This is a genomic window from Rhizobium sp. S152 (assembly GCF_030380735.1).
Lineage (GTDB): Bacteria > Pseudomonadota > Alphaproteobacteria > Rhizobiales > Rhizobiaceae > Rhizobium.
The window spans coordinates 102,359-127,807 of sequence record NZ_JAUDRZ010000004.1 but is presented as its reverse complement, the minus strand read 5'-3'; the positions used below and the strand labels follow the sequence as shown (position 1 = coordinate 127,807).

The window sequence follows — 25,449 nt, the reverse complement described above, 5'->3', positions numbered from 1 at the left end:
TTTGTGCGATGCGGCAGGAAAAAATCTACCTGCCGCATAGACAATTCGGGCTAAGGCGATCAGGCACTCTTGTGATTGCCCTTGGGAAACTGCGCGGCGAGCTCCGAATACCATTTGCCGCTCTGCTTCACCGTGCGCACCTGCGTGTCGTAATCGACATGCACGAGGCCGAAGCGCATGCGATAGCCTTCCGCCCACTCGAAATTGTCCATCAGGCTCCAGGCGAAATAGCCGCGCATCGGATAGCCGTCCTTGATGAGATCGGCGACGACATCGAGATGCTGGATATAATAATCGAGCCGCATCGTGTCATCGACCACGCCCCCTTCGATGCCGGTATTGTCGCAGGCGCCGTTCTCGGTGATGTAGCATTCCGGCAGCTCGTAGCGGCGGTAGAGATCCTCCACCACATGCTTCAGCGCCGGCGCATAGACCTCCCAGCCGATATCGGTCTTTACGTCGCTGACAACAGGCGCGTCCACCGTCCAGGGGAAATCGCCGGTCTTCCTGGGATCGTCGGCGACACGCAGCGGCGTGTAATAGTTGAGCCCCCACCAGTCGAGCTTCTGGCTGATAACAGCAAGATCCCCCTCCTCGACCACGGGCATGCGGTCTCCAAGCGCTTCCAGGAACTCCTTCGGATACTCGCCCTTGAAGACGGGATCGAAGAAGGCGCCGTTGTGGAACTGGTGCGCCCGCTCGCCGGCGGCCTGATCGGCGGCACTGTCGGAACCCGGGATGACCGACATGGCGTTGAGCACGAGGCCGACAGGCACGTTCGGCGCTTCCGAACGGATCGCCTCGACGCCGAGGCCATGGGCGAGGTTCATGTGATGCATGGCGTGCAGCGCTGCCTGCATGTTGCGCTCGCCCGGCGCGTGGATGCCGTAGAGATGGCTGAGCCAGACGATGCACCATGGCTCGTTGAAGGTTGCGACGCTGTCGAGACGGTCGCCGAGACGCGCCATCACCGTCTTGGCGTAGCGCTGGTAGGCATAGGCCGTCGACCGCGCCGTCCAGCCGCCATCGCCGGCCAAGAGCAGCGGCAGATCCCAGTGATAGAGCGTCGCGAAGGTCTTGATACCCCGTGCCTTGCAGCCGTCGACGAGGCGATCATAGAAATCGAGCCCCTTCTCGTTCACCGGCCCGGTACCATCTGGAATGATGCGCGGCCAGGCGATCGAGAAGCGATAGGCCTCGACGCCGAGCGACTGGATGAGATCGAGATCCTCGTCGAGGCGGTTATAGTGATCGCAGGCGACGTCGCCATTGTCGCGATTGAAGACCCGGCCCGGCATGTTGCAGAAGGCATCCCAGATCGACGGCTTGCGGCCATCGGCCTTCGACGCGCCTTCGATCTGAAAGGCTGCCGTCGCCACGCCGAAGGTGAAATCGCCGGGAAAGCGGGTGGCTAGGGCCTTGGCGTCAAGCGTCTTCGCATCGATCATCTGGAAATCCCGTTCTTCGTGTTTTTCCACGGCGGTTTAGCCAAGCGGACCGATGTTGTACAGAGCCGATATGACAGAACTGCAACGTTTCAGGGAGTGGGTTGGGCCGGCGGTGAAAGCCGTCTCTGAGACAAAAAGCAAGTCCCCTCCCCAACCCCTGCCCACAAGGGGGAGGGCTAACCCGTGGCGTCCTCTGTGCCACCCTCTTCTCGTTGGCGATCGTTGAGAGGCTTCAATTTGGCGGAGAGAGTGCGCCCAGCGAGCCCCTCCCCCTTGTGGGGAGGGGTCGGGGAGGGGTCTTTTTCCGCCAACACGAACTCACCTTCCCTCTCGCCTTGCAATCCCCCGATTTCCGCGAAACAACTTCCCCATGAGCATCCCCAAGACGCACCCCTTCCCCTTCGACCCCACCTACGGCATGACGCTCGACACGTTGCGCGCCATCACCCCGCCGCCCGCTCCACCAAGTTTCGATGCTTTCTGGAAAAAGCGCTACGAGCGGGCGATCACCACCGATCCGCAGCCAAAGGTAAGCAAAAGCGAACTCACCCACCCCGCCTGGCACGTCCTCGACGTCACCTACAGTTCCACCGGCGGCGTCGCGATCGGCGGCTGGCTGTTGCTGCCGCGCAAGGGAACGATCAGGCGCGGCGTCATCGTCGGTCACGGCTATGGCGGTCGTGATGCGCCGGATTTCGACCAGCCGGTGGAGGAGACCGCGCTGCTCTTCCCCTGCTTTCGCGGCATGTCGAAAAGCCGGCATCCGCCGATCCCGCCCGACGCACCCGGCCATGTGCTGCATGATATCGACGAACCCGACAACTATGTCATCGGCGGCTGCGTCGAGGATCTCTGGCTTGGCGTCTCGACACTGCTTGCCCTCTATCCCTGGCTGGAGGGCCATATCGGCTATGTCGGCGCCAGTTTCGGCGGCGGCATCGGCGCGCTCGGCATTCCTTTCGATCCCCGCATATCGAGGGGCCATCTCGTCGTCCCTACCTTCGGCGACCGTGCCCGATGGCTGACGCTGCCGACGGTCGGCAGCGCCGATTCCGCCCAGACCTACGCGAAAACGCATGAAGGCGTGCTCGAACACCTCCGCCTCTTCGACGCAGCGACCGCAGCCGCCCGCATCACCGTCCCCATGCTCGTCGCCCCCGCCCTCTTCGACCCGGCCGTGGCGCCGCCCTGCCAATTCGCCGTCGCCAACGCGCTCCCGGCATCAAGGGAAAACGAGATTTTCGTGCTCGACGCCGGTCATTTCGATTATCCCGGCATGATGGAGCAGAACTATGCGTTACGTGAGAAGCTGCGGCGGTTCCTGCGGGCGCTGTGTGGGTGAGGAGCGTGCTCCAATAACGCCGATGTCAGAACTCGTGAATTGTCATTGCCGAAGCCGTGGCTAAAGGCTTCGGGCAGTTTTCCTCACGAAAGGTCTTTCATGTTCGCTTCGATCCACGCCCTGCAGCCGGCGCTGCTCAGCCTGCTGCGCATCGTTTCCGCGCTCGTGCTCTTCAGCTTCGGCACGCAGAAGATCCTGCATTTTCCGGCCGCCGAACGCGTGCCCGAGATCGGCTCGCTCCCCTGGATCGCCGGCCTGCTTGAGCTGACGCTCGGCTTCCTTGTCCTGATCGGCTTCAAGACCCGCGCCGCAGCCTTCGTGCTATCCGGTCTGATGGCTTTCGCCTATTTCATCGGTCACGCGTCGAAAAGCTTCTTCCCGGCGCAGAACGGCGGCAGCGCCGCCATCGTCTTCTGCTTCGTCTTCCTCTACATCGTCGCCGCCGGCGCCGGCCCGTTCAGCGTCGATGCGATGCTGAAGCGCAAGCAGGGTGTTGTTGCGGCTTGATTGGTTGATGAAAAGCGGGCGGCGGAGCAAACAGCCCCCTCACCCTACCCTCTCCCCGAGGGGAGAGGGGGAGCGAGCCGCCTGCCACGCGTTTCTTCTCCCCGCTGGGGAGAAGGTGGCGGCAGCCGAATGAGGGCGCCGCAGGTTCTGGCCGCGCTATTTTACACCTTAACCCAGGCCCCATTCTTCTTCGACGACGCCACGCAGGCATCCACGAAGGCGACGCCCTTCACGCCGTCATCCACCGTCGGATACACCACGGCCTTGTCAACCGCCTTGCCGGCCTTGTGAGCGTTGATGGCATGCGCGGCTTCCGTGTAGATCGTCGCAAAGGCTTCGAGATAGCCTTCGGGATGACCGGACGGAATGCGCGAGACGCGAGCGGCGGCAGCACCAGAGCCGGCGCCGTTGCGGGTGATCAGCCGCTTCGGCTCACCGAACGGCGTGAACCAGAGATAGTTCGGATCGGCCTGCACCCATTCGATGCCGCCCTTGGTGCCGTAGACGCGGACCTTCAGCCCGTTCTCGTGACCGGGCGCCACCTGGCTGCACCAGAGCATGCCCTTGGCCGGCTTTTCAGACCCCTTGGCCTTGAAGCGCAACATCACATGCGCGTTGTCGTCGAGGCGGCGGCCTTCGACGAAGCTGTCGAGATCGGCGGCAAGGCTGTCCAGTTCGAGACCGGAAACGAAGGTGGCGAGGTTATAGGCATGCGTGCCGATATCGCCGGTGGAACCGCCTGCACCCGACTGTGCCGGGTCCGTGCGCCACACGGCCTGCTTGGCGCCCTGCTGCTCGACGGCCTCCGTCAGCCAGTCCTGCGGATATTCGGCCTGCACCAGGCGGATATCACCGAGTTCGCCATTGGCAATCATCTCACGCGCCTGGCGCACCATCGGATAGCCGGTGTAGTTGTGCGTCAGGATGAATAGCGCGCCGCTCTCGTCGGCTACCTTCTTCAGCTTCTTGGCGTCGGAAAGGTTCGAAGTCAGCGGCTTGTCGCAGATGACGTGGATGCCGCGGCGCAGGAACTCCTTGGCGGCATCGTAGTGCACGTGGTTGGGCGTGACGATCGACACCGCCTCGATGCCGTTCTTCAGCTTCGCTTCGCGGATCGCCATCTCGCGATAGCTGGAATAGGTACGACCAGGATCGAGCCCGAGATCGGCGCCCGAGGCCATCGCCTTTTCCGGCGTCGACGACAGCGCGCCCGCGATCAGCTCATACTGATCGTCGATACGGGCGGCGATGCGGTGCACCGCGCCGATGAAAGCGCCGGCGCCACCGCCGACCATGCCGAGGCGGATGCGCGGCTCGCGCGTGTGTTCCGTTGATGCTTCGATTGCCATTGGTTTCTCCTGAAATCTCTGTGCGTTTCTGCACGCTTGATTTGATGCTGTGCCCGTGGCCCCCTCATCCGACCCTTCGGGCCACCTTCTCCCCGCTGGGGAGAAGGGGAGGTCGGCGCGAGCGGCTTGCCACGAGTCTCTTCTCCCCAACGGGGAGAAGGTGCCGGCAGGCGTATGAGGGGGGCCGCAGGCACAACGCCCGCCTACCCCACATCCTAAAAGCCCTCGTTAAAGCCCCAGCATCCGCCGGTTGGCCGCGTCATCCGTACCACCCGACGCGAAGTCGTCGAAGGCATGCTCCGTCACGCGGATGATGTGCGACTTGACGAACTCCGCGCCCTCGCGGGCGCCGTCCTCGGGATGCTTCAGGGCGCATTCCCATTCGACAACAGCCCAGCCATCAAAGTTATTGGCGGTCATCTTCGAGAACACAGCCCCGAAATCGACCTGTCCATCGCCCAGCGAGCGGAAGCGGCCGGCGCGTTCGACCCAGCCCTGGTAACCGCCATAGACACCCTGGCGGCCGGTCGGGTTGAACTCGGCATCCTTGACGTGGAACATCTTGATCCGGTCCTTGTAGATGTCGATGTTGTCGAGATAGTCGAGGCACTGCAGCACGTAGTGCGAGGGGTCGTAGAGCATGTTGGCGCGCTTGTGGTTTTTCACGCGCTCCAGGAACATCTCGAAGGTGATGCCGTCATGCAGGTCTTCGCCGGGATGGATCTCGTAGCAGATATCGACGCCGTTTTCGTCGGCATGGTCGAGGATCGGCGTCCAGCGCTTGGCCAGCTCGTCGAAGGCGGTCTCGACGAGGCCCGCCGGGCGCTGCGGCCACGGATAGATATAGGGCCAGGCGAGCGCGCCGGAGAAGGTCGCATGCGCCTTGATGCCGAGGTGCCTGGACGCCGTCAGCGCCATCTTCACCTGCTCCACGGCCCATTCCTGCCGAGCTTTCGGGTTCCCGCGCACTTCGGGTGCGGCGAAGCCGTCGAAGGCTTCGTCATAGGCCGGATGCACGGCGACCAGCTGGCCCTGCAGGTGGGTGGAAAGCTCGGTGATCTCGACGCCGTTCTGGCGTGCCACGCCGGCGAATTCGTCGCAATAATCCTTGGACGATGCAGCCTTCTTGAGATCAATCAGCTGGCCCGCCCAGGTCGGAACCTGCACGCCCTTGTAGCCGATGTCGGCCGCCCATTTGGTGATCGAATCCCACGAGTTGAACGGTGCGGCGTCGCCCGCGAACTGCCCGAGGAACAAGCCGGGGCCCTTGATCGTTTTCATGTCAATTCCTCCCTGAATGATGACCGTAAACGTTTCTGGTAGAGTTTTAGCACGCGATTCGCACTCTGCAAGCCGATTTCGGCGAAAACGCGAATTTGCCCAGGCGGGCTCGAATGCACGCGAGGGACTTAACCACGGCATCTCCGCGCCCGCAAGACGTACGTACCGCATTTCTCGTCCTTGCTATATGGCGGCCATGCCCCGGCGCATCTTTATGGACTTCCCGCCGTCGCGTGTTACTCTTGGCCGACCAGGAGGTTGGCGCATGACGCGGCGGCTGGCAGCAATCTTGGATGCCGATGTTGTCGGCTTCTCCCGGCTGATGGGCCTTGACGAAGCAGGAACGCTCGCTGCGCTGAAACGCCACAACACCGAGACCATCGTTCCCACTATCACCCGACATCACGGACATGTCGTGAAGTTCGTCGGTGACGGCACGCTGGCCGAATTTTCCAGCGTGGTGGATGCGCTGCGTTGCGCGATGGAAATCCAGCACGCCATCCTCGCCGATAATCGCGACGTCACGCCCGATCGCCGGATGATCTGGCGCATTGGCATACATGTCGACGACATCCTGGCCGAGGATGATGACATCTATGGCGATGGCGTCAACATCGCGGCAAGGCTGCAGGCGCTGGCGCCCGCCGGCGGCATCTGCGTCTCGCAGCAGGTGCGCGACCAGATCGGCACGGCGCTCGATTTTCCGGCGACCGACTTCGGCAACCGCAAACTGAAGAACATCGAACACCCCGTACGGGTCTGGCGCTGGTTTCCGCCGGGAGAGGAAGCCGGCGAACAGGAAGACTTGGCGCCCGCACCTGCCCGCCAGTCTCCCCCACCCAACCGCAAGCGGCCTTCGATCGCCGTGCTTCCCTTCGCCAACATGTCGAGCATCGAGGGACAGGAGCATTTTTCCGATGGTTTCACGGATGAACTGATCGCCACATTGGCGCGCTGCCGCTGGCTGCTTGTCGCCGCCCGCAATTCCTCCTTCAGCTTCAAGGGCCGGGCGATCGACGCTCGCCGGATCGCCGAGGATCTCGGCGTCAAATATGTGCTCGAAGGCAGCGTCCGGCGCTCCGACACGCGCATACGCATCACCGCGCAGCTGTTGAACGGGACCGACGGCACGCTGCTCTGGGCCGAGCGCTACGACCGCATGCTGGCCGACATCTTCGACCTGCAGGACGAGATCGCCTCGGAAATAACAGGCACCATCGAACCCGAACTTGGCGCCATCGAATTTGCAGCACTTCGCGGCCGCGCAGTCGTCGACATGACGGCGTGGGAGATTTACCTGAAAGGCCTCTGGCATCTCTACCGTTTCACGCTCGATGAGCTGAACACGGCCAAGGATCTGTTCGAGCAGGCGATCGGCATCGACCCGGGCTTCGCGCAGGCGCAGGCGCGGCTCGCCTATGTCCACATCCAGCTTGGCTGGTACGGCTCGCTCGAAGATCGCTGCGGGCGCATCTGCGAGGCGATCGAGTTGGCCGAGAGGGCGATCGCACTCGACGAGAGGGAACCGGCCGCGCATTTGGCGCTCGGCCGCGCGCTGGCGCTCGATGGCGCGACGCAAGCCGGAATCGACCATCTGCGCCATGCCGTGAAACTGGATCACAGTTTCGCCCAGGCGCATTTCGCGCTTGGGCAGGCGCTCTGCTATGCCGGTCGGCCCGACCAGGGAGTGGCCGAGATCAAGGAAGCCTTTCGTCTCAGTCCGCGCGATCCGCATCTATGGACCTTCCACAATATGCTGGCGATCGCCCATTACCAGATGGACAATCAGGATGAGGCGGCGGAAGCCGCGCGCGCATCGCTGCGCTCTCCCAACGTCACCTTCTGGCCGGCGTTGGTGCTGGTCGCCATTCTTGGCCGGCAAGGAAACTCGGACGAGGCAGTTGACGCGATCGCCGCCCTTCACCGCTTCCGGCCCGACATGACGCTCGAAGCCGCTCGCAAGGAGTTCTACTTCGGCACCAAGGCCGCGATGAGCGAGGCTTTCATCGACCGTTTCATCGAGGATCTCGGAAGCGCCGGTCTGCCGCCACAATGAAAGACGCCCGCTCTCTCGAACGGGCGCCTCGTGTTCAGATCAGGATCAGAATGGTGAATCCGGGAAGTAGAAGTCCTTGGCGTTGTCCTTCGTCACCAGCGTGGCGTCGAGGATGTAGGTGCCGCGGACCGGGACCTGGTCGTAGAGCGAGGCAGCGGTGAGCTCCATCGCGGTGCCGACCATCGCCGGCGGATAGAGAACGTCGACGGGGATCAGCTTGTCGCCGTCCATGACCTTCTTGACCATGTCCTTGGAGCCGGCGCCGGCCACGACATACTGGATGTCGGTGCGCTTGGCCTGCTCGATCGCCTGCAGTACGCCGACGGCCATGTCGTCATCCTGGCACCAGACCACATCGATCTTCGGGTACTTGGTCAGATAGTCCTGCATCACCTTGAAGGCGTCGTCGCGGTTCCAGTTGCCGAACTGACGGTCAAGAACCTTGACGTTGGAGCCTGCGATGCCCTTGTCGAAGCCGTCCTGGCGCTGCTGGTCGATCGGGATCGGCAGGCCGCGGATGACGACGACCTGCGCGTCGGGCGTCGTGTCCTTGATGTACTTGCCGGCGACTTCGCCCAACGCCGGGTTGTTGCCGGCGATATAGATGTCACGCACGCTGTCGTCGTTGGTGCTCGGTGCACGGTCGACCAGCGCCACGAAGGTGCCCTTGTCCTTGACTTCCTTGATGGCGTTGACGAGCGGATCCGGATCCGACGGCAGGATGACCAGCGCGTCCATGCCCTGGGTCGCCAGATCCTGAACCGCGTTCGCCTGGCTCGCCGCATCCGGCGAAGTCTTGACGATGACGGTGAGGTCAGGGTGTTCGGCCATCAGGAGCTTGGCGACACGTTCGGCATGGAACACCACGCCGGAGGTCCAGCCGTGGTCGGCCGCAGGAATGGAAACGCCGATGGTCTTCTTGTCCGCTGCCTGGGCGACGCCAGCGAGCAGGGCCGCCGTCAGGATCGCCAAACTGAACATAGTCTTACGCATGTTTATTCTCCTCCCATTGAATGTCAGGGCTTTCATACCAGGCTGGGGCGCCCCATCGGCCCAGCCGATCCCTTGCTACCTGCGCGCCAGCGACCGCTGCACGAGCATGGCGATGATGATGATCGAGCCCTGGATGGCGCCGATCAGATATTCCGAGATGAAATTCGAGAGCAGCATGATGTTGCCGACGAGCTCCAGAATGAAGGCGCCGCAGATCGTGCCCCAGACGCGCCCTGCCCCGCCTTTAAGGGCAGTGCCACCGACGACGACGGCGGTGATCGCCTGCAGCTCCCACAGGATGCCTGTCGTCGCCGAGGTCGAGCCGAGGCGCGGCACGTAGAGCAGCACGGCGATCGCGACGCAGAGCCCCTGGATGACGAAGGCGATGGTCCGCACCTTGTTGACGGCGATGCCGGAATAGCGCGCCACGTCGCGGTTCGAGCCTACGGCCGTGACATGCCGGCCGTAGCGGGTGCGATAAAGGATGAAGGCGGCGATCGCGGTGACCACGAGGATGACGACGATCGGCACCGGCACGCCGGCGATCGAGCCGAAATAGACGGGACGATAGAGCGACTGCTGCTCGGCCGAGCGCAGCGTGATCGCGCCGCCCTGGCTGAGCCATGTCGTCAGGCCGCGATAGATGCCCATGGTACCGAGCGTGGCGATGAACGGCTCGATCTTGCCGACCGTGGTGATCAGCCCGTTCGCCAGCCCGCAAAGCGCACCGGCGACGACGGTGAAGACGACGGCGACGGCAAGCATCAGCGCCGGATCGGCGATGAGGCCGGAATTCATCAAGAGAATCATCAGGCTGGCGACGAAAGCCACCATCGACCCCACGGACAGATCGAGATCCCCGGAAGAGATGACGAAGGTGGCGCCGACCGCGATGATGGCGATGAAGGCGCTGCGAGTGGCGACATTGGCAAGGTTGGTGATGCCGATGAAGTTCGGATTGACCAGCGCGCCCACCACAAGCAGCAGCGCCAGCGCCGCGAACGGCGCCACCGCCCTCAGATCGATATCCCGCCAGGAACGCCGCCTGATCTCCCTGGTCTCCTCGTTCATGCTCATGTCCAAAGCCATCCTCCCGTCATGCCTCGGCCTCACCCGCCGGCATCGCATAATTCGTTCCGCCCCAGGGCGTGTGTTCCCGTAGACCGCCTCAGGCGGCCCTCTTCTTCAGGCCTGCCGCATAGCGCATGATCTCCTGCTCGGAGATCTCGTCGCCCTCCAGCACGCCGACGATCCGCCCCTCGCGCATCACGGCCACCCGCGTGCAGAGCCCGATCACCTCGGGCATTTCGGAGGAGACGACGATGATCGAGCGGCCGTCGCGTGCCAGCGCCGAGATGAAATGATAGATCTGCTGCTTGGTGCCGACATCGATGCCGCGCGTCGGCTCGTCGATGATGATGATCTCGGGGTCCGTCTCCATGACCTTGGCGAGCAGCAGCTTCTGCTGGTTGCCGCCGGACATGCGCCCGGCCACGATATTGGCATCGCGCACGCGGATATCGAAGCGCCGCCGTGCCTTCGCCAGCGCCTTGGCCTCGCTGCCGGGGCTGAGATAGCCGTGCCGCGAATGCTGACCCAGAGATTGGAGCGTAAGATTGGCCAACATGTTGGAGCCGAGCAGCAGGCCCTTATGCTTGCGATCCTTGGTCATGTAGGCGAGGCCGGCGCGATTGGCCGCGTGCACGTCGCCTGAGGGAACGCTCTCGCCGCGGATGACAACCTCGCCCGAAGCGCGCCCGCGCAGGCCGGCGATAGCCTCCATCAGCTCGGTGCGACCGGAGCCGATCATGCCGGAAAAGCCGATGATCTCGCCCTTGCGCACCTCGAAGCTTGCATCCTGCACATAGCCGGTGGAAACACCTTCGACCTTCAGCACGATCTCCTCGTCGATATCGGGCTCGTTCTTGGTCGGATAGAGGCTCGAAAGCTCGCGCCCAACCATCAGCTGCGCGATCGATTCACCGTCGAGCATGGCGGTCGGAGCAGTTTTCACCCACTGGCCGTCACGAAGCACCGTGACCCGGTCGGTCAGTTCCATGACCTCGTCGAGCTTGTGCGAGACGAAGACGAAGCTGGTGCCCTTGTCGCGCAGCTTGCGCACCTGCTTGAACAGGAAATTGGTTTCCTCGCGCGACAGCACCGCCGTCGGCTCGTCCATGAACACGACGCGGGCATCGCGGCTGATCGCCTTGGCGATCTCCACCATCTGCTTGTCGGCGATCGAAAGCGTGCTGATCAGCGCGTTCTCGTCGACATGCGAGCCGAGCAGGTCAAGCGCCTTGCGGGTTTCCGCGCGCATGAACTTGCGGTCGAGAACGCCGAAACGCGTCACCTCGCGGCCGAGAAACAGGCTTTCGGCAACCGTCAGATGGTCGGCAAGATTGAATTCCTGGTGGATGATGACAATACCCAGCGCCTCGGCCGCACCGTTCGGCGGCAGTACGATAGGCTGGCCGTCGAGAATGATTTCCCCCGAGGTCGGCTGTTCGAAGCCCGACATCACCTTGACCAGCGTCGATTTGCCGGCGCCGTTCTCACCCATCAGCGCGTGGATTTCACCTGCGCGGAGCTCGAAATTGACGCTGAAGAGGACCTGCACGCCACTGAAGGACTTGCATATGCGTCGAGCCGACAACACCACCGGCGCAGCCTCGACATTATCAGAACTCATTGATGCCTCCCCCTGCGGACTCCCACCCGCTTGACCCCTGTGTAAACCTTTACATGTGCGATGTAAAGGTTTACATCAGTGCATTAGGCGGATGTTGTTGCTTCGCCCTTTGACGTATGCCGCAGTCTGTGTAGTGTCGCCGCGAATTGAGCCTCAAGGCAGGACGCATTGTCGAATTCCACGCCCGCCACCATCGAAGACGTAGCAAGGATCGCGGAAGTATCGATCGCAACCGTATCGCGGGCGATCCATACGCCGGAGAAGGTCGCCAACTCGACGCGGCTGAAGGTGAATCAGGCGATCGCCATCACCGGATACACCACGAACGCCATGGCCCGCAGCCTGCGTCTCGGCCGGTCCAACATGATCCTGGTCGTGGCTCCCGACATCGGCGACCCCAATTTTTCCAACATCCTGATCGGCCTGGAGAACGAGGCTCGCTCCCATGGCTACGGCATTCTCATCGGCCATACGCAGAACGACGCCCAGCGCGGCCTCGAATATCTCAAATTTCTAAATTCAAACCAAGCGGCGGGATTGATTCTCTTTACCGGCATCCTCCCCTTCGGCCATCAGACGATGACGGCACGGCTCCCTCCCAGCGTCGGCGTCTTCGAACCGGTCTTCAACGGCGGCATTCCCTATGTCGGCGTCGACGATATCGAGGGCGCGCGCAAGGCCGTCGACCTGCTGCTTGCCGAGGGTCACCGTAGAATAGCCTTCATCGGCGACAGCAAGACCCGGCTTGCCTACTCGAGACGCCGCCAAGGCTATGACGAGGGCCTCGACGCCGCCGGCGTCTCGAAGGGCCAGCGTCTGGTCATCGAAGGCGACGGCACGCTGGAAAGCGGCCGCCATGCCGTCGAGCAGTTGTTCATGCGCGACACGCTGCCGACCGCCTTCATGTGCGTCAACGACCAGACGGCGATCGGCGTGATGATCGGCCTCAACGCCCGCGGCTACGACATCCCCCGCGACTTCTCCGTCACCGGCTTCGACGACGTCCCCCAGGCCGTCTTCATGTCGCCGCCGCTGACCACGGTGCGCCAGCCGCGCACCGCGATCGGCAAGCAGGCCATGGCGCTGCTGCTCGAGTTTCTCGGCGACGGCCAGCCCGCCGAGACCGAGATCCTCCTGCAGCCGGATCTGGTGGTGCGGAACTCGGTGTCGGCACCGTCGAAGGGGTGGGAGAAGCGGTAGGAGGAAATGATGTCTGAGGAAATGACGCGATATGATCCGGCCGAGGATCTAAAATCCGAAGAAGCAATTGCCGTCTTCATGGCCGAAGCGTTCAAGACCGAGGATGCCGGATATGTCGCGCACGCGCTGGAGGTCGTCGCGCGCGCCCGCGGGTTAGCCGGCATCGCCAACCGGACTGACTTAGACCGACACCAGCCTAAACCGTAAACGCCTCACGAAAGGCCGCAAGCGCCAGCTCCGGATCGCCCGACGCGAAGGCCTCCATGCCCACGGGACCGGCATAGCCCATCGCCTTCAGCGCCCGGGCGATGCCCTTCCAGTTGACCTCACCCGTTCCCGGCTCCATGCGGCCGGGGACGTCGGCGACCTGGATCTCGCCGATCCATGGCAGGCTCTTGCGGCAGAGCTCGATCAGGTTCCCCTCGCCGATCTGCGCGTGATAAAGGTCGAGATTGAGCCGCAGGCGCGGATGGTCGATGCTCGAGACCAGCGCCAAAGTGTCCTCGGCGCGGCCGAAGGGCACGCCTGGATGATCGACGGCCAGGTTGAGGTTTTCCAGAGTGAAGACCACATCCTCTTCCTCGGCCAAATCGACGATGCGAGCAAGCGTGTCGCGCGCCTTCAGCCACATGTGACCAGTCACGACCTCGACCGGCTGCACCGGCAGCCCACCTTCGCCGAGGCCGGTTCCGTGCAGGTTCAGACGCTGCACGCCGAGCCGCGTGCCGACCCTTGCCGTCTCGCGCGCTGTCTTCAAAAGCTCCGCCGCCCCCTCGTCATCCGTCAGCCGTCCCGTGAGATAGCCGTTCATGATGGTGAACGTCGCGCCCGTCGCCTCGAGCTTGCCGAGATCATGCTCCGGCCAGTTCCAGAGACCGACGCCGAACCCCATCTCCTTCAACCTGGAGGCTCGCCACTCGATCGGTCGGTCGCGCCAGATCATCTCGGCGCAGGCGGCAAGTTGGAAAGGCGAGCTCATGTGATCCTCCCGATCATGCATGCTGATTTCTCTCGGCAATAGAGCGGATATCGAGGGTTGCGGCAATGCGACATCGCGCACCACGATGGCACAGCGAATTGACGATTGTCATGAGAGGTTCACGCAGCAGGCATAACTCGAAAGGACGGCTTCTGAGAGAGGAACTGAGATGGCTGACATCACCAACGAAAGCATTCACAGCGATCGCGAGAACCATCCGCTGCACGGCAAAGCCTCCGGCAAGTGGTTTCTTCCCGTCATCATCCTCTTGCTGGTGGGTGGGCTCGGCTATGTCGCCTACGCGCTCGGACGCGACCTCACCAGCGCCGTCGCCGTTCCGTGGATCATGCTCGGTCTCGCTCTTCTGATCGCGCTCGGCTTCGAGTTCGTCAACGGCTTCCACGATACCGCCAATGCCGTCGCCACCGTCATCTACACCCGCTCCATGCCGGCCGAACTCGCCGTCATCTGGTCGGGCTTCTTCAATTTCCTCGGCGTCATGATGTCGAGCGGCGCGGTCGCCTTCGGCATCCTGGCGCTGCTCCCGGTCGAGCTCATCCTGCAGGTCGGCTCCGGCTCGGGCCTCGCCATGGTCTTCGCGCTCTTGATCGCCGCCATCCTCTGGAACCTCGGCACCTGGTATCTCGGCCTGCCGTCCTCGAGTTCGCACACGCTGGTCGGCTCGATCATCGGCGTCGGCCTTGCCAACCAGTTCCTGGCGCCGGCGGGAAGCGCCACCAGCGGTGTCGACTGGTCGCAGGCCACCAACATCGGCCTGTCGCTGCTGATCTCGCCGCTGATCGGCTTCGGCCTCTCCGCCGTCCTGCTGCTGGTCATGAAGGTGCTGGTGCGCAACAAGGCGCTCTACGAGGAGCCGAAGGGCAACAACCCGCCGCCGCTCTGGATTCGTGGCCTTTTGATCTTCACCTGCACCGGCGTCAGCTTCGCCCACGGATCGAACGACGGGCAGAAGGGCATGGGCCTGATCATGCTGATCCTGATCGGCCTCGTCCCCACCGCCTTCGCGCTGAACCGCACCCCTGACGTCAACTATCTCGAAGCCTACAAGAGCGCGTCGGCCCAGGTGGAAACCGCGCTCGGCAAATATGTGAAGCCGGGTGCGGCCGCTGGCGATTTCCGCGTCGAGGTCAGCAACGCCGTGAAGAACAAGGTCTGGACGGACGCAACGACGCCGGCACTTCAGCAGTTCATCCACGCCACAAGCGCCGAAGTTGCTGCCTTCCCGACCCTTGAGGCGGTGCCCACGCATCTGGTCAGCAACGTCCGTAACGACATCTACCTGATCGGCGAAGCCCTGAAGCTGATCGACAAGCAGAAGCTGCTCGCCATGGAGCCGGCCGATCTGCAGGCAGTGAGCGCCTATCACAAGGCGGTCGATAACGCGACCAAGTTCATCCCGCTCTGGGTCAAGATCGCCGTCGCCATCGCGCTCGGCCTCGGCACCATGGTCGGCTGGAAGCGGATCGTCATCACCGTCGGCGAAAAGATCGGCAAGACCCACCTGACCTATGGCCAGGGCGCCGCCGCCGAAGTCGTCGCCATGGTCACGATCGGCGCCGCCGACCATCTCGGCCTGCCTGTTTCGACCACACACGTGCTGTCGTCGGGTGTCGCCGGCACGATGGCCGCGAACGGGTCCGGCCTGCAATGGTCGACGGTGCGCAACATGTTGATGGCCTGGATCCTGACGCTGCCGGCCTCGATCGCCATCGCCTTCGTGCTCTTCATCATCCTGCGCCAGGTGTTCTGATCAATGAGCCGATAGCGCAATTGAAAAAGCCGGGAAGCGAGTGCTCCCCGGCTTTTCGTGTCTGCAATCCGCCGCCGATCAGACGTAGCGGTTGACGACGTTTTCCAGCAGTTCCTGCTGGCCGGACTTCGGCTGCGGGTTGATATCCTCACGCTCGACGCGGGCCGCGATCTCAGCGAGCGAGTATTCGCCGCGCAGCATCTTCTGGCTTTCGGCCGAATCCCAGCCGGCATAGCGGTTGGCGAGCGGCTGCGACAGCGCCTTGTCCTCGATCATCTTGGCTGCAGCCTTGAGACCGCGTGCGCAGCAATCCATGCCGCCGATGTGGCCGATCAGGAGGTCGGCCGGATCGAGCGACTGGCGGCGCAGCTTGGCGTCGAAGTTGGTGCCGCCGGTGGTGAAGCCGCCGCCTGCCAGAACCTGATAGTAGGCCAGCGCCATCTCCGGCACGTTGTTCGGGAACTGGTCGGTATCCCAGCCGGACTGGTAGTCGTTGCGGTTCATGTCGATCGAGCCGAAAATGCCCAGCGCATTTGCGAGCGCCAGCTCGTGCTCGAAGGAATGGCCGGCGAGGATCGCGTGGCCCTGCTCGATGTTGAGCTTCACTTCGTTTTCGAGGCCGTTCTTCTTCAGGAAGCCGTAGACGGTCGCGACGTCGTAGTCGTACTGGTGCTTGGTCGGCTCCTGCGGCTTCGGCTCGATCAGGATCTGGCCCTTGAAGCCGATCTTGTGCTTGTACTCGACCACCAGATTGAGGAAGCGGCCCATCTGGTCGAGCTCGCGCTTGAGGTCGGTGTTGAGCAGCGTCTCATAGCCTTCGCGGCCGCCCCACAGAACGTAGTTCTCGCCCCCGAGCTTCATCGTCGCGTCCATGCAGGTCTTCACGGTTGCGGCGGAATAGGCGAAGACATCGGGATCCGGATTGGTCGCGGCACCCGACATGAAGCGGCGATTGGAGAAGAGGTTTGCCGTACCCCAGAGCAGTTTGGTACCGGTGGCAGCCTGCTTCTCGGCGAAGTAATCGACGATCTCGTTGAGATTCTTGGTGTTCTCGGCGAAGTTCTTGCCCTCGGGCCGCACGTCGGCGTCGTGGAAGCAATAGTAGGGCGCATCGAGCAGCGAGAAGAATTCGAAGGCGACGTCGGCCTTCAGCTTCGCAGCTTTCATCGTGTCTTCGAACCACGGCCGCAGGAAGGTCTGTCCGCCGAAGGGGTCACCGCCCGGCCATGCGAAGGTGTGCCAGTAGGCGACGGCGAAGCGCAGGTGATCTTCCATCCGCTTGCCGAGGACGACTTCGTCCTTGTTGTAGTGGCGGTAGGCCAGCGGATTGGTGCTGTCTGGGCCTTCATACTTGATCTTCTGGATATCGCCGAAAAATCCGGTGCTCATGTTTTTCCTCCTTGGGTGTTTTAATAGTGATGGTGTTCTGTAGAGCCTGCGGCTCAAGACCCCCTCTGCCTGCCGGCATCTCCCCCACAAGGGGGGAGAAAGCTGGTGGCACCGCCCCTCACCTCGGAAGGCGGGCGCGCGGGGCAAGAAGCCCCTCCCCCTTGTGGGGAGGGATTGGGGAGGGGTCTTGCGACCCCTCCCAGTGAATTTTCTCTCAATGCGCCAATGCCTTGATCGCCGGATAAAGCGCACGATACCGGCCATAAGCCTCCTCATACGCCCCGCTCAGCGCAGCATCAGGCTCGATCGTCCCATCCGTCTCAGGCGGCGTGCACACCGCGACCGGATCAGCTCCCGTCGCGGCAATCAGCCCAAGCCGCGCGGCACCGAAAGCGGCGCCGAAGTCGCCGTCGGCGGGCAGGTCGACTGGAACGCCGAGGGCGGCGGCGATCGAGGCCAGCCAGTAGCGCGAGCGCGAGCCGCCGCCGATGGCGGTGACGCGGGAAATATCGGTGCCCGCCGAGCGCAGCGCTTCGAGATTGTCGCGGATCGCGAAGGACACGCCTTCCAGCACCGCCTGGGTCAGCACCACGCGGCTCGACTCATGCTCGAGCCCGATGAAGGCGCCGCGGATGACGGCATCGTTGTGCGGCGTGCGTTCGCCTGAGAGATAGGGCAGGAAGGTGACGCCCGATGGCGCCTTCAGCGTTCCGCCGAGTTCCGCGGTCAGCTCCGCGGCCGACTTGCCCGTCACATGCGAATGCCAGTTCAGCGCATCGGTGGCCGACAGGATGACGCCCATCTGGTGCCAGGTGTCGGGCAGTGCGTGGCAGAAGGCGTGAACGGCGCTCTCCGGCTTCGGCAGATAGGAACCGTTGGCGGCAAACAACACGCCCGAGGTGCCGAGCGAAACGAAGGCCGCGCCATGGCTGACCGTGCCCATGCCGCACGCCGACGCCGCATTGTCGCCCGCCCCACCGGCAACCACGACTGGGCCGGTGATGCCCCACTGCGAGGCCAGTTCGCCGCGCAACTTGCCGCCCTCTTCGGTGCCTTCGACAAGCGTTGGCATGTGCTTTTCATCCAGACCGGTCGCGGCGAGCAGTTCGGACGACCACTTGCGCTTGCCGGTATCGAGCCAGGAGGTGCCGGCCGAATCCGACATTTCGGAAATGTGCTCGCCGGTCAGCCACAGGCGCAGATAATCCTTGGGCAGCAGCACCTTGGCGACCTTGGCGAAAATCTCCGGCTCATGTTTGGCGACCCAGGCGAGCTTCGGCGCGGTGAACCCGGGAAAGACGATGTTGCCGGTGATCTTGCGGAACTTCGGATCGGCATCGAGTGCGGCTGCTTCGAGATAGCTGCGCGTGTCGTTCCAGAGAATGCAGGGACGCAGCACCTTGTCGTCGGCGTCGAGCAATGTCGCGCCGTGCATCTGGCCGGAGAGGCCGATGCCCTTGACCGCTGCAAGTTCCCCGGGGTGCTTCGCCTTCAGCCCGGCGACCGCTTCCTCGGTGGCGCGGATCCAGTGCGACGGCTCCTGCTCCGACCATCCGTGATGCGGACGCGACACGTCGAGCGAACCATTGGCCGAGCCGATGATCTTCTGATCGCCGTCGATCAGCATGGCTTTGACGCCGGAGGTTCCGAGATCGAGACCCAGATACATGTGTTTCTCCCTTTGCCGTTACGGCAGATTGTCTTTCAGAAAGATATCGAGACGGATGCGCTCCTGCGCGTCGATCACCGAGAGCCCGTCGGCCTTGGCCTTCAGCACGCGGATGGCGCTGCGCACCTCGTGACCCGCATCCTGATTGAGAATTGCGTCGATCGTACCGTCGAGAAGCGCCGCGCGCGTATGCGCCGTCAGTTCGTGCGCCACCACAGTCAGCGCACGGTCGGCCGCCTTTTCCTTGAGCGCCCGGATCAGGCCGCGATTGCCGGCGCCGAGGCTGTAGATCCCGATGATCCCGTCCTTCTTCGACAGGGCATCGCTCACCAGCATATGGGCGAGCTCGGGATCGTCGCGACCTTCGATGACAGGCAGGATCGCGAGCGAGGGGAACTCGGCTGATATCAGCGCCGCGAAGCCTTCCAATCTTTCGCGATGATCGCGCACCAGCATGGAGCCGGCAAGCACCGCGATCTCACCCTTCGCACCGCCGAGAAAACGGCCCAGCAGCCGCGCCGCCGTGCGCCCGGCAGCGATGTTGTCGACACCGGCATAGTGATGTCGCAGCGAGCCGGTGAGATCGGAAACAACGGTGACGACAGGAATGCCGTCCTGCACCAGCCTGTCGACGGCCTCGCGAACATCGGGCGCATCGGTCGCGACCAGCGCCACGCCGGCCGGTCGCTCCCCACGCAGCCGCTCGAGCTCGCTGACCAAGGCCGCCGGATCGAAGGCCGGAACCTCGATCGTGCGGATATCGGTGCGCTCCACCGGCGAACGGGCAACAGCCGCCCGCACCTCGGCGTTCAGCCCGTGCATGAAGGAATTGTCGCTGGCAGGGACGAGGAATACAAAAGGATAAGTCCGCCCCTTCGCGAGATTGGCGGCGGCGACATCGCGCACATAACCGATCTCGCGAATGGCGGATTCGACCTTTTCCCGGGTCACCTTGCGCACACCCGGGCGCTGGTTCAGCACCCTGTCGACGGTCGCCAGGCTGACGCCTGCGGCTGCGGCAATATCGTGAACCGTAGGTCTCATCGCTCCTCCTGACGAGACCTTTAGCGCTATTTTTGATGTACGTAAATCAGAAATTCAGAAGACCAGCTATTTTACCCTCGCAGGCCGTTTACCTCTCGTGGTCGTCGGCGATGCTGGCTTCCAGTGAGGCTGCCATTTTCCTGAGGTTTCGCTGCCTGCCGGCCACTGCCTCGATCGCCGCGACTGCGAGATCGCGTGCAACGTAGTCGGACTTGTGGCCCATGTTGTGGACCACCAGCAAGCGGGCGCCCTTGATAGTGCGGGCGAGATGGCGGGAGTGGATATCGGGCGAAACGATGCTATCCGTGTCGCCCGTGATGATCACCGTTGGGGCACCGATACGGCCATAGAGCGGTGAATTCGCCTTCGTCCATTCCAACAGATTGGCGATATCGATGGCATTGTCGCGGAACGCCTTTGGCCCCAGTGCCTGCAGCGCCCGCGTTTGCCTGATATAATCTGGCGGACGTGGATTGGGCGCAAACACGGACCGCGTTGCCTTGTTGATCATCGCCAGCCCGATGGGCGGCACGACCAGCGCGCTGAACAGGGGCCCCGTAACAGGCGCCTTGGCCGCATCGTAATACCAAGCGATCCCGCCCGGCCAAGGATAGACGGCCGGGGACAGGAAGACGAGGCCGCGCACCATCTCGGGATGACGAAGCGCGAAGCTTGCGGCGACGGCACCGCCGAAGGAGTGGCTGACGATGATCGCCCTGCCGATGCCGCGTTTCTTCATCAGCGCTGCAATCGCATCTGCCTGACCGTCCGGGAAGGCGTTCCCCGGCCCGCCGCGATCCGACCGCCCGTGACCGGGGCGATCGACGAACAGGAGATCGGCGCGACCCTCCAGCTTCTCGCGGAACGAAAATACAGGATCGTAGAGATTGGTACTTGCGCCGTGAATGAAGACGATCGGCGGCAGATCCGGCCGATGCGCCTTAAGAAAAAGGCTGTTCATCCTGTAGCCGCCGACATCGATCTGTTCCTCATCGATCGGCGAAGCGGCGGCGGGACCCTGACTGACGGCGATGGAGAAGAGGACGGAGAAAAGCGTGAGCAGTCTGGCGGATGCTTTGAACATGAAGCGCGGTCGACCCCGATGATATCGGTGCCTATACGCGAAAACGCCGGCTTTGGTTTCCCGAGCCGGCGTCAATATTATCGAGAGGTTGTCGTCAGTGGCCGCCGCCACCCCCGCCGCCGCCCTGCGGCGCCGGCTTGTCGATCAGCACGATGCCGACGATCATGGCCACGAACAGGCCGGTCAAAAGCAGGAAGATGTCGGAGAAGGACATCACCATGGCCTGCTTGGTGACCATTCCCACCATCTGCTTGATCGCAACGGCCGCGCCATCCATGCCGTAGGTGTCGTAATTCGACGCCATGTTGTTGATCTGGTCGCTCGCGACAGGATTGCCCCAGTCGAGATGCTCGCGGATGCGCTGGTAGTGCACGTCCTGGCGGTTGGTCAGCACCGTGTTGATCACGGCAAGGCCGACGGCGCCGCCGAGGTTACGCGTCAGGTTGAACAGGCCTGATGCGCCGCGCATGCGCGCCGGCGGCATCGTGCCGAGCGCGATGTTATTGATCGGCACCATGCACATCATCAGGCCGAAGCCGCGCAGGATCTGCGGGATGAACAGCTCGTAGAAATCCCAGTCCGTGGTCACGCCGGTCATGATCCAGGTGCCGGCGGCGAAGCTCGCGAAGCCCAGCACCATCATCAGGCGCAGGTCCATCTTCGCCGAAAGCTTGCCGGCGATCGGCGCGGTGAAGAACATGGCCAGACCCGAGACGAACATGGTCTCACCGATCATCAGCGAATCATAGCCGCGGATGCGCCCGAGATAGAGCGGATAGATGTAGGTCAGTCCATAGAGGCCGATACCCATGACGAAGGAGAACAGCGAACCGACAGCGAAATTGCGATTGCTGAAGGCCCTGAGATCGACGACGGGGAAATCCACCTTGAAGGCGCGGTAGAAGAAAACCACGCAGCCGATCGCCGAGGCGACTGCGCCGATGGTGATGTGGCTGTCGTTGAACCAGTCGTTGGAATTGCCTTCTTCCAGCACGTATTCCAGCGCGCCGAGGAACACGCCCATGGAGACGAGGCCCCACCAGTCGAACTTCTTGATCAGCGAGAATTCCGGCTTGTCGAAATCGATGAAGTTCCAGGTGACGATCGTGACGATGATCCCGGGAATGATATTGACCAGGAACAGCCAGTGCCAGGAGAAGGCATGGCTGAGGTAACCACCGACGGTCGGGCCGATCGTTGGTGCCAGCGTCGCGATCAGACCGATGATCGGCGATACAATGCTACGCTTGGAAGGCGGGAAGATCGTGAAGGCGGCAGCAAACACCGACGGGATCATGCCGCCGCCGATGAAGCCCTGGATGGCGCGGTAGACGATCATCTGGTCGATGTTCGTGGCCGTGGCGCAGAGCGCGCTCGCAGCCGTGAAGCCGGCTGCCGAGAAGGCGAACAGGTAGCGCGTCGATATGATGCGCGCCAGCGTGCCCGACAGCGGAATCATGATGACTTCGGCGATCAGGTAGGAGGTCTGCACCCAGCCGATCTCGTCCGTGCCGGCGCTGAGGCCGGCCTGGATTTCGGCGAGCGACGCCGAGACGATCTGGATGTCGAGAATGGACATGAACATCCCCACGACCATCGCGAAGAACGCGATGAGCTTGCGGGGATCCATGTGATCCGTGGCGGCCGGCATGGCCGGCACGGATCCTGCGGTTGTGCTAGCGGCCATGGAGGCTACCTCGTGAGACGCTTATTACTTGGCGGCGTCGGGCGCCGTGCGCGTGTCGACATCGACGACGACACTGAGGCCGGCACGCAGGCGGCCGCTGTCGAGCGCATCCTGCGGCAGGGCGATACGCACCGGCACGCGCTGAATGATCTTCGTGAAGTTGCCGGTCGCGTTTTCCGGCGGCAGCAGCGAGAACACCGAGCCGGAAGCCGGCGAGATCGACTCGACGGTGCCGACGATCGCATGATCGCTATAGGCATCGACGTGTACGTTGACCTTCGAACCGGGAACCAGATGCTGGATCTGCGTCTCCTTGAAGTTCGCGTCGATATAGAGCTCACGCACCGGCACCAGCGCCATCAGCCGCTGGCCGGGCGAAACGAGATCGCCTTCCTGGACGGAGCGGTTGCCGACGACGCCGTCATAGGGCGCCTTGAGCACGGTGAAGGATAGATCGCGGGCGGCCTTGTCGCGGGCAAGCTCGAGCTGACGGATCGTGCCTTCGGCCTCGCGACGCTGGGCGTGCAAGAGCGTAACATTGGCTTCGGCCGAAGCGATGGCGGCATCGCCGCCGACGAGATTGGCCTTTGCCTGGTCGAGCGCGATGTTGGCGCTGTCGAGCGATGCGGTGGTGCCGACCGACTTCGACTGCAGCTCCGCGGCACGGGTCTGGGTGATCTGGGCGCCGCGAACGGTCGCTTCCAAAGCCGTCTTCTGCGCCTTGGCCTGGTCGAGGCTCGCCTCGCCGCCGGAGATCTGCGCGTCGATGCGCTGCAGCGACAGCTTTTCGGTCGCGAGAGAGGCTTCGGCCTGGTCGAGCGCGATCTTGTAGTCGCCGTCGTCGAGGGTTGCGAGCACGTCTCCGGCCTTGACCTGCTGGTTGGCGACCGCGTTCACCTTGGCGACGTAGCCGGTGACCTTGGGAGAGATCGTCGCGATATCACCTTCGATATAGGCGTCGTCGGTCGAAACCATGAAGCGGCCGGTGGTGAACCAGTCATAGCCGTACCATGCGGCGCCGGCGAGCAGCGCAAGCCCGAGGATCGGCAGAATGGGGCTGCGCTTCTTCTTCTTTTCCGTCGGGGCAGTTTGTGCGTCGACAGGCGGCTGCGGAGCGCGCGGCGCCTCGGCGGTGGTGACTGCTTCCTTTGCCTCGGCTTCGGAATCAGCAGGCTTGCTGACAATGCGAGCGACATTGGCGTTTTGACTGGACGACATGGAGGACTACCGGTAAATCGAGTAAAACAGATCGAACTGAACGGTTCGGTTTAGTTGACATAGAACCTTTTTACATTCATATCAAGATGTACCGAACCACTCGGTTCGATTTTGTTAACGAAACATTCGCACATGCGAACATGGTTAAGGAGCTATGACAGACTTTTCCGATACGTCCGTGGGGGAATCGACAACCGGGGGCCGGTGGGCAGCCGGTGAAGATCCGGCCAAGCGCAAGCAGATTCTTGACGGTGCCCGGCGCGCGTTCATGAAGTTCGGCTTTGATGCGGCCAGCATGAACGACGTCACACGCGAGGCCGGCGTTTCCAAGGGTACGCTCTACGTCTACTTCGCCAACAAGGAAGAGCTGTTCGCCGCCATGATCGAAAGCGAGCGCGCCGCCTTCGTGGCTGCGATGCGCACAACGCTTGCCGAACGTGAAGATATCGAGACCGGCCTTCATGATTTCGGCATGGATTTCATCGCACACATGACCGACGAGAAGGTCATCAGCGCCATGCGTACCGTGCTCGGCGTCCGCGATCGCATGCCCGCGCTCTGTCAGCGCTTTTTCAACGGTCCGGAGAACCTGCGCACCATCCTGCGCGACTATCTCGTACGCTATGTCGAGGCGGGACAGCTTCATATCGACGATATAGAACTCGCCGCCGCCCAGTTCCTCGATCTCTCCAGCGGCAGCTTCTTCAAGTTCCGCCTGTTCGGCAGCATGGAAAAGCCGCCGTCGAAGGAAGAGGCCGAGCGCGTCATCAACGGCGCCGTTCGCCTGTTCATGGCATCCTATGGCGCACCGCACGGCCGCTAGATTGGTGGCTGGGGAATAAAAGCCGGTTAGCTTTCGTATACTCCCTTGCGCGCTTGCCAAGCCAAAGCGCGCGATTACATTCGAGCGACCGCTAATGTGGCGCAAAGGGATATACATAGATGCAAGACATCATGATGCTCGTGCAGGACCCGGCCGCCTGGGTGGCCCTCGTCACCCTGGTGGTGATGGAAGTGGTCCTCGGGATCGACAATCTCATCTTCATTTCCATCCTCACCAACAAGCTCCCACCTGAAACCCGCGAAAAGGCCCGCAAGCTCGGTATCGGCCTGGCTCTGATCATGCGCCTGGCATTGCTCGGCACCGTCGCCTGGATCGTCAAGCTCACGACGCCGGTGTTTGAAGTCTTCGGTCACGGCTTCTCGTGGAAGGACATGATCCTGATCGCCGGCGGTCTCTTCCTTCTTTGGAAGGCGACCAAGGAAATCCACCACACCGTGGACCCTGTTGATCACGAGAACGACGCGGCGGCTGCTGCCGTCGTCGCCAGCTTCACCGCCGTCATCGGCCAGATCCTGGTGCTCGACCTGGTATTCTCCGTCGACAGCATCATCACCGCCGTCGGCATGACGCCGCACCTGCCGATCATGGTGGTCGCCGTCATCGCCGCCGTCACCGTCATGCTTGTCGCCGCGACCCCGCTCGCCAACTTCATCGAGAAGAACCCGACCATCGTCATGCTGGCGTTGGGCTTCCTGATGATGATCGGCATGACGCTGATCGCCGAAGGCATGGGCTTCCACGTACCCAAGGGCTACGTCTACGCCGCCATGGCCTTCTCGGCGCTCGTCGAAGTGCTGAACATGCTGGCTCGCAACGCCAAGAAGAAAAAGCGCGGCACCGGCAAGGAAACCTTGCACTAAAAAACGAAACGGGCGCGGCCACCAGATCGCGCCCGT

Annotated in this window: 21 protein-coding genes; 8 read left to right on the top strand and 13 right to left on the bottom strand. The window is 62.9% G+C overall.

Annotation, left to right across the window (positions count from 1 at the left end; translation table 11 throughout):
• Window positions 1-59: 59 nt before the first annotated feature.
• The gene (locus QTL95_RS07310) at window positions 60-1,448 is read right to left on the bottom strand and encodes a GH1 family beta-glucosidase (RefSeq protein WP_289719320.1); all 1,389 of its coding nucleotides are present in this window, start codon (window positions 1,446-1,448) and stop codon (window positions 60-62) included.
• A gap of 370 nt (window positions 1,449-1,818) precedes the next feature.
• On the opposite strand from QTL95_RS07310, the gene QTL95_RS07305 reads away from it, so the two are divergent.
• Both QTL95_RS07305 and QTL95_RS07300 read left to right on the top strand, forming a co-directional pair.
• Entirely contained in the window at window positions 1,819-2,790 is a 972-nt protein-coding gene (locus QTL95_RS07305; RefSeq protein WP_289719319.1) for an acetylxylan esterase, read from the top strand.
• Between the two features lie 99 nt (window positions 2,791-2,889).
• Window positions 2,890-3,297, top strand: coding sequence for a DoxX family protein (locus tag QTL95_RS07300; protein ID WP_289719318.1), 408 nt, complete (start codon window positions 2,890-2,892; stop codon window positions 3,295-3,297).
• A 161-nt stretch (window positions 3,298-3,458) separates the two neighbouring features.
• Here the strand turns inward: QTL95_RS07300 and QTL95_RS07295 are convergent, their stop codons facing one another.
• Window positions 3,459-4,646 (bottom strand): Gfo/Idh/MocA family protein, encoded by a 1,188-nt coding sequence (locus tag QTL95_RS07295; RefSeq protein WP_289719317.1) that lies wholly within the window; start codon window positions 4,644-4,646, stop codon window positions 3,459-3,461.
• A gap of 228 nt (window positions 4,647-4,874) precedes the next feature.
• The gene (locus QTL95_RS07290; protein ID WP_289719316.1) at window positions 4,875-5,927 is read right to left on the bottom strand and encodes a sugar phosphate isomerase/epimerase family protein; all 1,053 of its coding nucleotides are present in this window, start codon (window positions 5,925-5,927) and stop codon (window positions 4,875-4,877) included.
• A 265-nt stretch (window positions 5,928-6,192) separates the two neighbouring features.
• Between QTL95_RS07290 and QTL95_RS07285 the strand changes: the two genes are divergently transcribed.
• Window positions 6,193-7,983: an adenylate/guanylate cyclase domain-containing protein gene (locus QTL95_RS07285; protein ID WP_289719315.1), complete on the top strand. Its 1,791-nt coding sequence runs from the start codon at window positions 6,193-6,195 to the stop codon at window positions 7,981-7,983.
• Between the two features lie 45 nt (window positions 7,984-8,028).
• On the opposite strand, the gene QTL95_RS07280 is transcribed toward QTL95_RS07285, so the two are convergent.
• The 3 genes from QTL95_RS07280 to QTL95_RS07270 form a co-directional block, all read right to left on the bottom strand.
• Window positions 8,029-8,964 carry a substrate-binding domain-containing protein gene (locus QTL95_RS07280; RefSeq protein ID WP_442981272.1) on the bottom strand — a complete coding sequence of 312 codons (936 nt, stop codon included), beginning with the start codon at window positions 8,962-8,964 and terminating at the stop codon, window positions 8,029-8,031.
• 87 nt (window positions 8,965-9,051) lie between these two features.
• Window positions 9,052-10,053, bottom strand: a complete 1,002-nt coding sequence (locus tag QTL95_RS07275) for an ABC transporter permease (protein ID WP_289719313.1) — start codon at window positions 10,051-10,053, stop codon at window positions 9,052-9,054.
• Between the two features lie 91 nt (window positions 10,054-10,144).
• A complete protein-coding gene (locus tag QTL95_RS07270; protein WP_289719312.1) occupies window positions 10,145-11,668 on the bottom strand; it encodes a sugar ABC transporter ATP-binding protein in 1,524 nt (507 codons plus the stop codon).
• A gap of 168 nt (window positions 11,669-11,836) precedes the next feature.
• On the opposite strand from QTL95_RS07270, the gene QTL95_RS07265 reads away from it, so the two are divergent.
• Complete coding sequence (locus tag QTL95_RS07265) at window positions 11,837-12,868, top strand: LacI family DNA-binding transcriptional regulator (protein ID WP_289719311.1); 1,032 nt, start codon at window positions 11,837-11,839, stop codon at window positions 12,866-12,868.
• Window positions 12,869-12,877: 9 nt separating this feature from the next.
• Entirely contained in the window at window positions 12,878-13,075 is a 198-nt protein-coding gene (locus QTL95_RS07260; protein ID WP_289719310.1) for an addiction module antidote protein, read from the top strand.
• On the opposite strand, the gene QTL95_RS07255 is transcribed toward QTL95_RS07260, so the two are convergent.
• Window positions 13,065-13,847, bottom strand: a complete 783-nt coding sequence (locus QTL95_RS07255) for a TIM barrel protein (protein ID WP_289719309.1) — start codon at window positions 13,845-13,847, stop codon at window positions 13,065-13,067. The two genes, QTL95_RS07260 and QTL95_RS07255, sit on opposite strands and share 11 nt — an antisense overlap.
• 169 nt (window positions 13,848-14,016) lie before the next feature.
• Between QTL95_RS07255 and QTL95_RS07250 the strand changes: the two genes are divergently transcribed.
• Complete coding sequence (locus QTL95_RS07250; RefSeq protein ID WP_289719308.1) at window positions 14,017-15,618, top strand: inorganic phosphate transporter; 1,602 nt, start codon at window positions 14,017-14,019, stop codon at window positions 15,616-15,618.
• Between the two features lie 78 nt (window positions 15,619-15,696).
• Here the strand turns inward: QTL95_RS07250 and xylA are convergent, their stop codons facing one another.
• The 6 genes from xylA to QTL95_RS07220 form a co-directional block, all read right to left on the bottom strand.
• Window positions 15,697-17,007 (bottom strand): xylose isomerase, encoded by a 1,311-nt coding sequence (gene xylA, locus QTL95_RS07245; RefSeq protein WP_289719307.1) that lies wholly within the window; start codon window positions 17,005-17,007, stop codon window positions 15,697-15,699.
• A gap of 214 nt (window positions 17,008-17,221) precedes the next feature.
• Window positions 17,222-18,676 carry a xylulokinase gene (gene xylB / locus QTL95_RS07240; protein ID WP_289719306.1) on the bottom strand — a complete coding sequence of 485 codons (1,455 nt, stop codon included), beginning with the start codon at window positions 18,674-18,676 and terminating at the stop codon, window positions 17,222-17,224.
• An 18-nt stretch (window positions 18,677-18,694) separates the two neighbouring features.
• Window positions 18,695-19,720, bottom strand: coding sequence for a LacI family DNA-binding transcriptional regulator (locus QTL95_RS07235; protein WP_289719305.1), 1,026 nt, complete (start codon window positions 19,718-19,720; stop codon window positions 18,695-18,697).
• Window positions 19,721-19,808: 88 nt separating this feature from the next.
• Entirely contained in the window at window positions 19,809-20,804 is a 996-nt protein-coding gene (locus QTL95_RS07230; protein ID WP_289719304.1) for an alpha/beta fold hydrolase, read from the bottom strand.
• Between the two features lie 94 nt (window positions 20,805-20,898).
• The gene (locus QTL95_RS07225) at window positions 20,899-22,491 is read right to left on the bottom strand and encodes a DHA2 family efflux MFS transporter permease subunit (protein WP_289719303.1); all 1,593 of its coding nucleotides are present in this window, start codon (window positions 22,489-22,491) and stop codon (window positions 20,899-20,901) included.
• Between the two features lie 24 nt (window positions 22,492-22,515).
• Window positions 22,516-23,709, bottom strand: a complete 1,194-nt coding sequence (locus QTL95_RS07220; protein ID WP_289719302.1) for an HlyD family secretion protein — start codon at window positions 23,707-23,709, stop codon at window positions 22,516-22,518.
• A gap of 154 nt (window positions 23,710-23,863) precedes the next feature.
• On the opposite strand from QTL95_RS07220, the gene QTL95_RS07215 reads away from it, so the two are divergent.
• Window positions 23,864-24,532, top strand: coding sequence for a TetR/AcrR family transcriptional regulator (locus QTL95_RS07215; RefSeq protein WP_289719301.1), 669 nt, complete (start codon window positions 23,864-23,866; stop codon window positions 24,530-24,532).
• 119 nt (window positions 24,533-24,651) lie between these two features.
• Window positions 24,652-25,413: a TerC family protein gene (locus QTL95_RS07210; RefSeq protein ID WP_289719300.1), complete on the top strand. Its 762-nt coding sequence runs from the start codon at window positions 24,652-24,654 to the stop codon at window positions 25,411-25,413.
• The last annotated feature ends 36 nt before the right edge of the window (window positions 25,414-25,449 follow it).

Excerpts from the sequence above, each read along its gene's own strand:
- QTL95_RS07310 (WP_289719320.1), bottom strand. The coding sequence starts at position 1,448 with ATGATCGATGCGAAGACGCTTGACGCCAAGGCCCTAGCCACCCGCTTT.
- QTL95_RS07305 (WP_289719319.1), top strand. The coding sequence starts at position 1,819 with ATGAGCATCCCCAAGACGCACCCCTTCCCCTTCGACCCCACCTACGGC.
- QTL95_RS07300 (WP_289719318.1), top strand. The coding sequence starts at position 2,890 with ATGTTCGCTTCGATCCACGCCCTGCAGCCGGCGCTGCTCAGCCTGCTG.
- QTL95_RS07295 (WP_289719317.1), bottom strand. The coding sequence starts at position 4,646 with ATGGCAATCGAAGCATCAACGGAACACACGCGCGAGCCGCGCATCCGC.
- QTL95_RS07290 (WP_289719316.1), bottom strand. The coding sequence starts at position 5,927 with ATGAAAACGATCAAGGGCCCCGGCTTGTTCCTCGGGCAGTTCGCGGGC.
- QTL95_RS07285 (WP_289719315.1), top strand. The coding sequence starts at position 6,193 with ATGACGCGGCGGCTGGCAGCAATCTTGGATGCCGATGTTGTCGGCTTC.
- QTL95_RS07280 (WP_442981272.1), bottom strand. The coding sequence starts at position 8,964 with ATGTTCAGTTTGGCGATCCTGACGGCGGCCCTGCTCGCTGGCGTCGCC.
- QTL95_RS07275 (WP_289719313.1), bottom strand. The coding sequence starts at position 10,053 with ATGAGCATGAACGAGGAGACCAGGGAGATCAGGCGGCGTTCCTGGCGG.
- QTL95_RS07270 (WP_289719312.1), bottom strand. The coding sequence starts at position 11,668 with ATGAGTTCTGATAATGTCGAGGCTGCGCCGGTGGTGTTGTCGGCTCGA.
- QTL95_RS07260 (WP_289719310.1), top strand. The coding sequence starts at position 12,878 with ATGTCTGAGGAAATGACGCGATATGATCCGGCCGAGGATCTAAAATCC.
- QTL95_RS07255 (WP_289719309.1), bottom strand. The coding sequence starts at position 13,847 with ATGAGCTCGCCTTTCCAACTTGCCGCCTGCGCCGAGATGATCTGGCGC.
- QTL95_RS07250 (WP_289719308.1), top strand. The coding sequence starts at position 14,017 with ATGGCTGACATCACCAACGAAAGCATTCACAGCGATCGCGAGAACCAT.
- xylA (WP_289719307.1), bottom strand. The coding sequence starts at position 17,007 with ATGAGCACCGGATTTTTCGGCGATATCCAGAAGATCAAGTATGAAGGC.
- xylB (WP_289719306.1), bottom strand. The coding sequence starts at position 18,676 with ATGTATCTGGGTCTCGATCTCGGAACCTCCGGCGTCAAAGCCATGCTG.
- QTL95_RS07235 (WP_289719305.1), bottom strand. The coding sequence starts at position 19,720 with ATGAGACCTACGGTTCACGATATTGCCGCAGCCGCAGGCGTCAGCCTG.
- QTL95_RS07230 (WP_289719304.1), bottom strand. The coding sequence starts at position 20,804 with ATGTTCAAAGCATCCGCCAGACTGCTCACGCTTTTCTCCGTCCTCTTC.
- QTL95_RS07225 (WP_289719303.1), bottom strand. The coding sequence starts at position 22,491 with ATGGCCGCTAGCACAACCGCAGGATCCGTGCCGGCCATGCCGGCCGCC.
- QTL95_RS07220 (WP_289719302.1), bottom strand. The coding sequence starts at position 23,709 with ATGTCGTCCAGTCAAAACGCCAATGTCGCTCGCATTGTCAGCAAGCCT.
- QTL95_RS07215 (WP_289719301.1), top strand. The coding sequence starts at position 23,864 with ATGACAGACTTTTCCGATACGTCCGTGGGGGAATCGACAACCGGGGGC.
- QTL95_RS07210 (WP_289719300.1), top strand. The coding sequence starts at position 24,652 with ATGCAAGACATCATGATGCTCGTGCAGGACCCGGCCGCCTGGGTGGCC.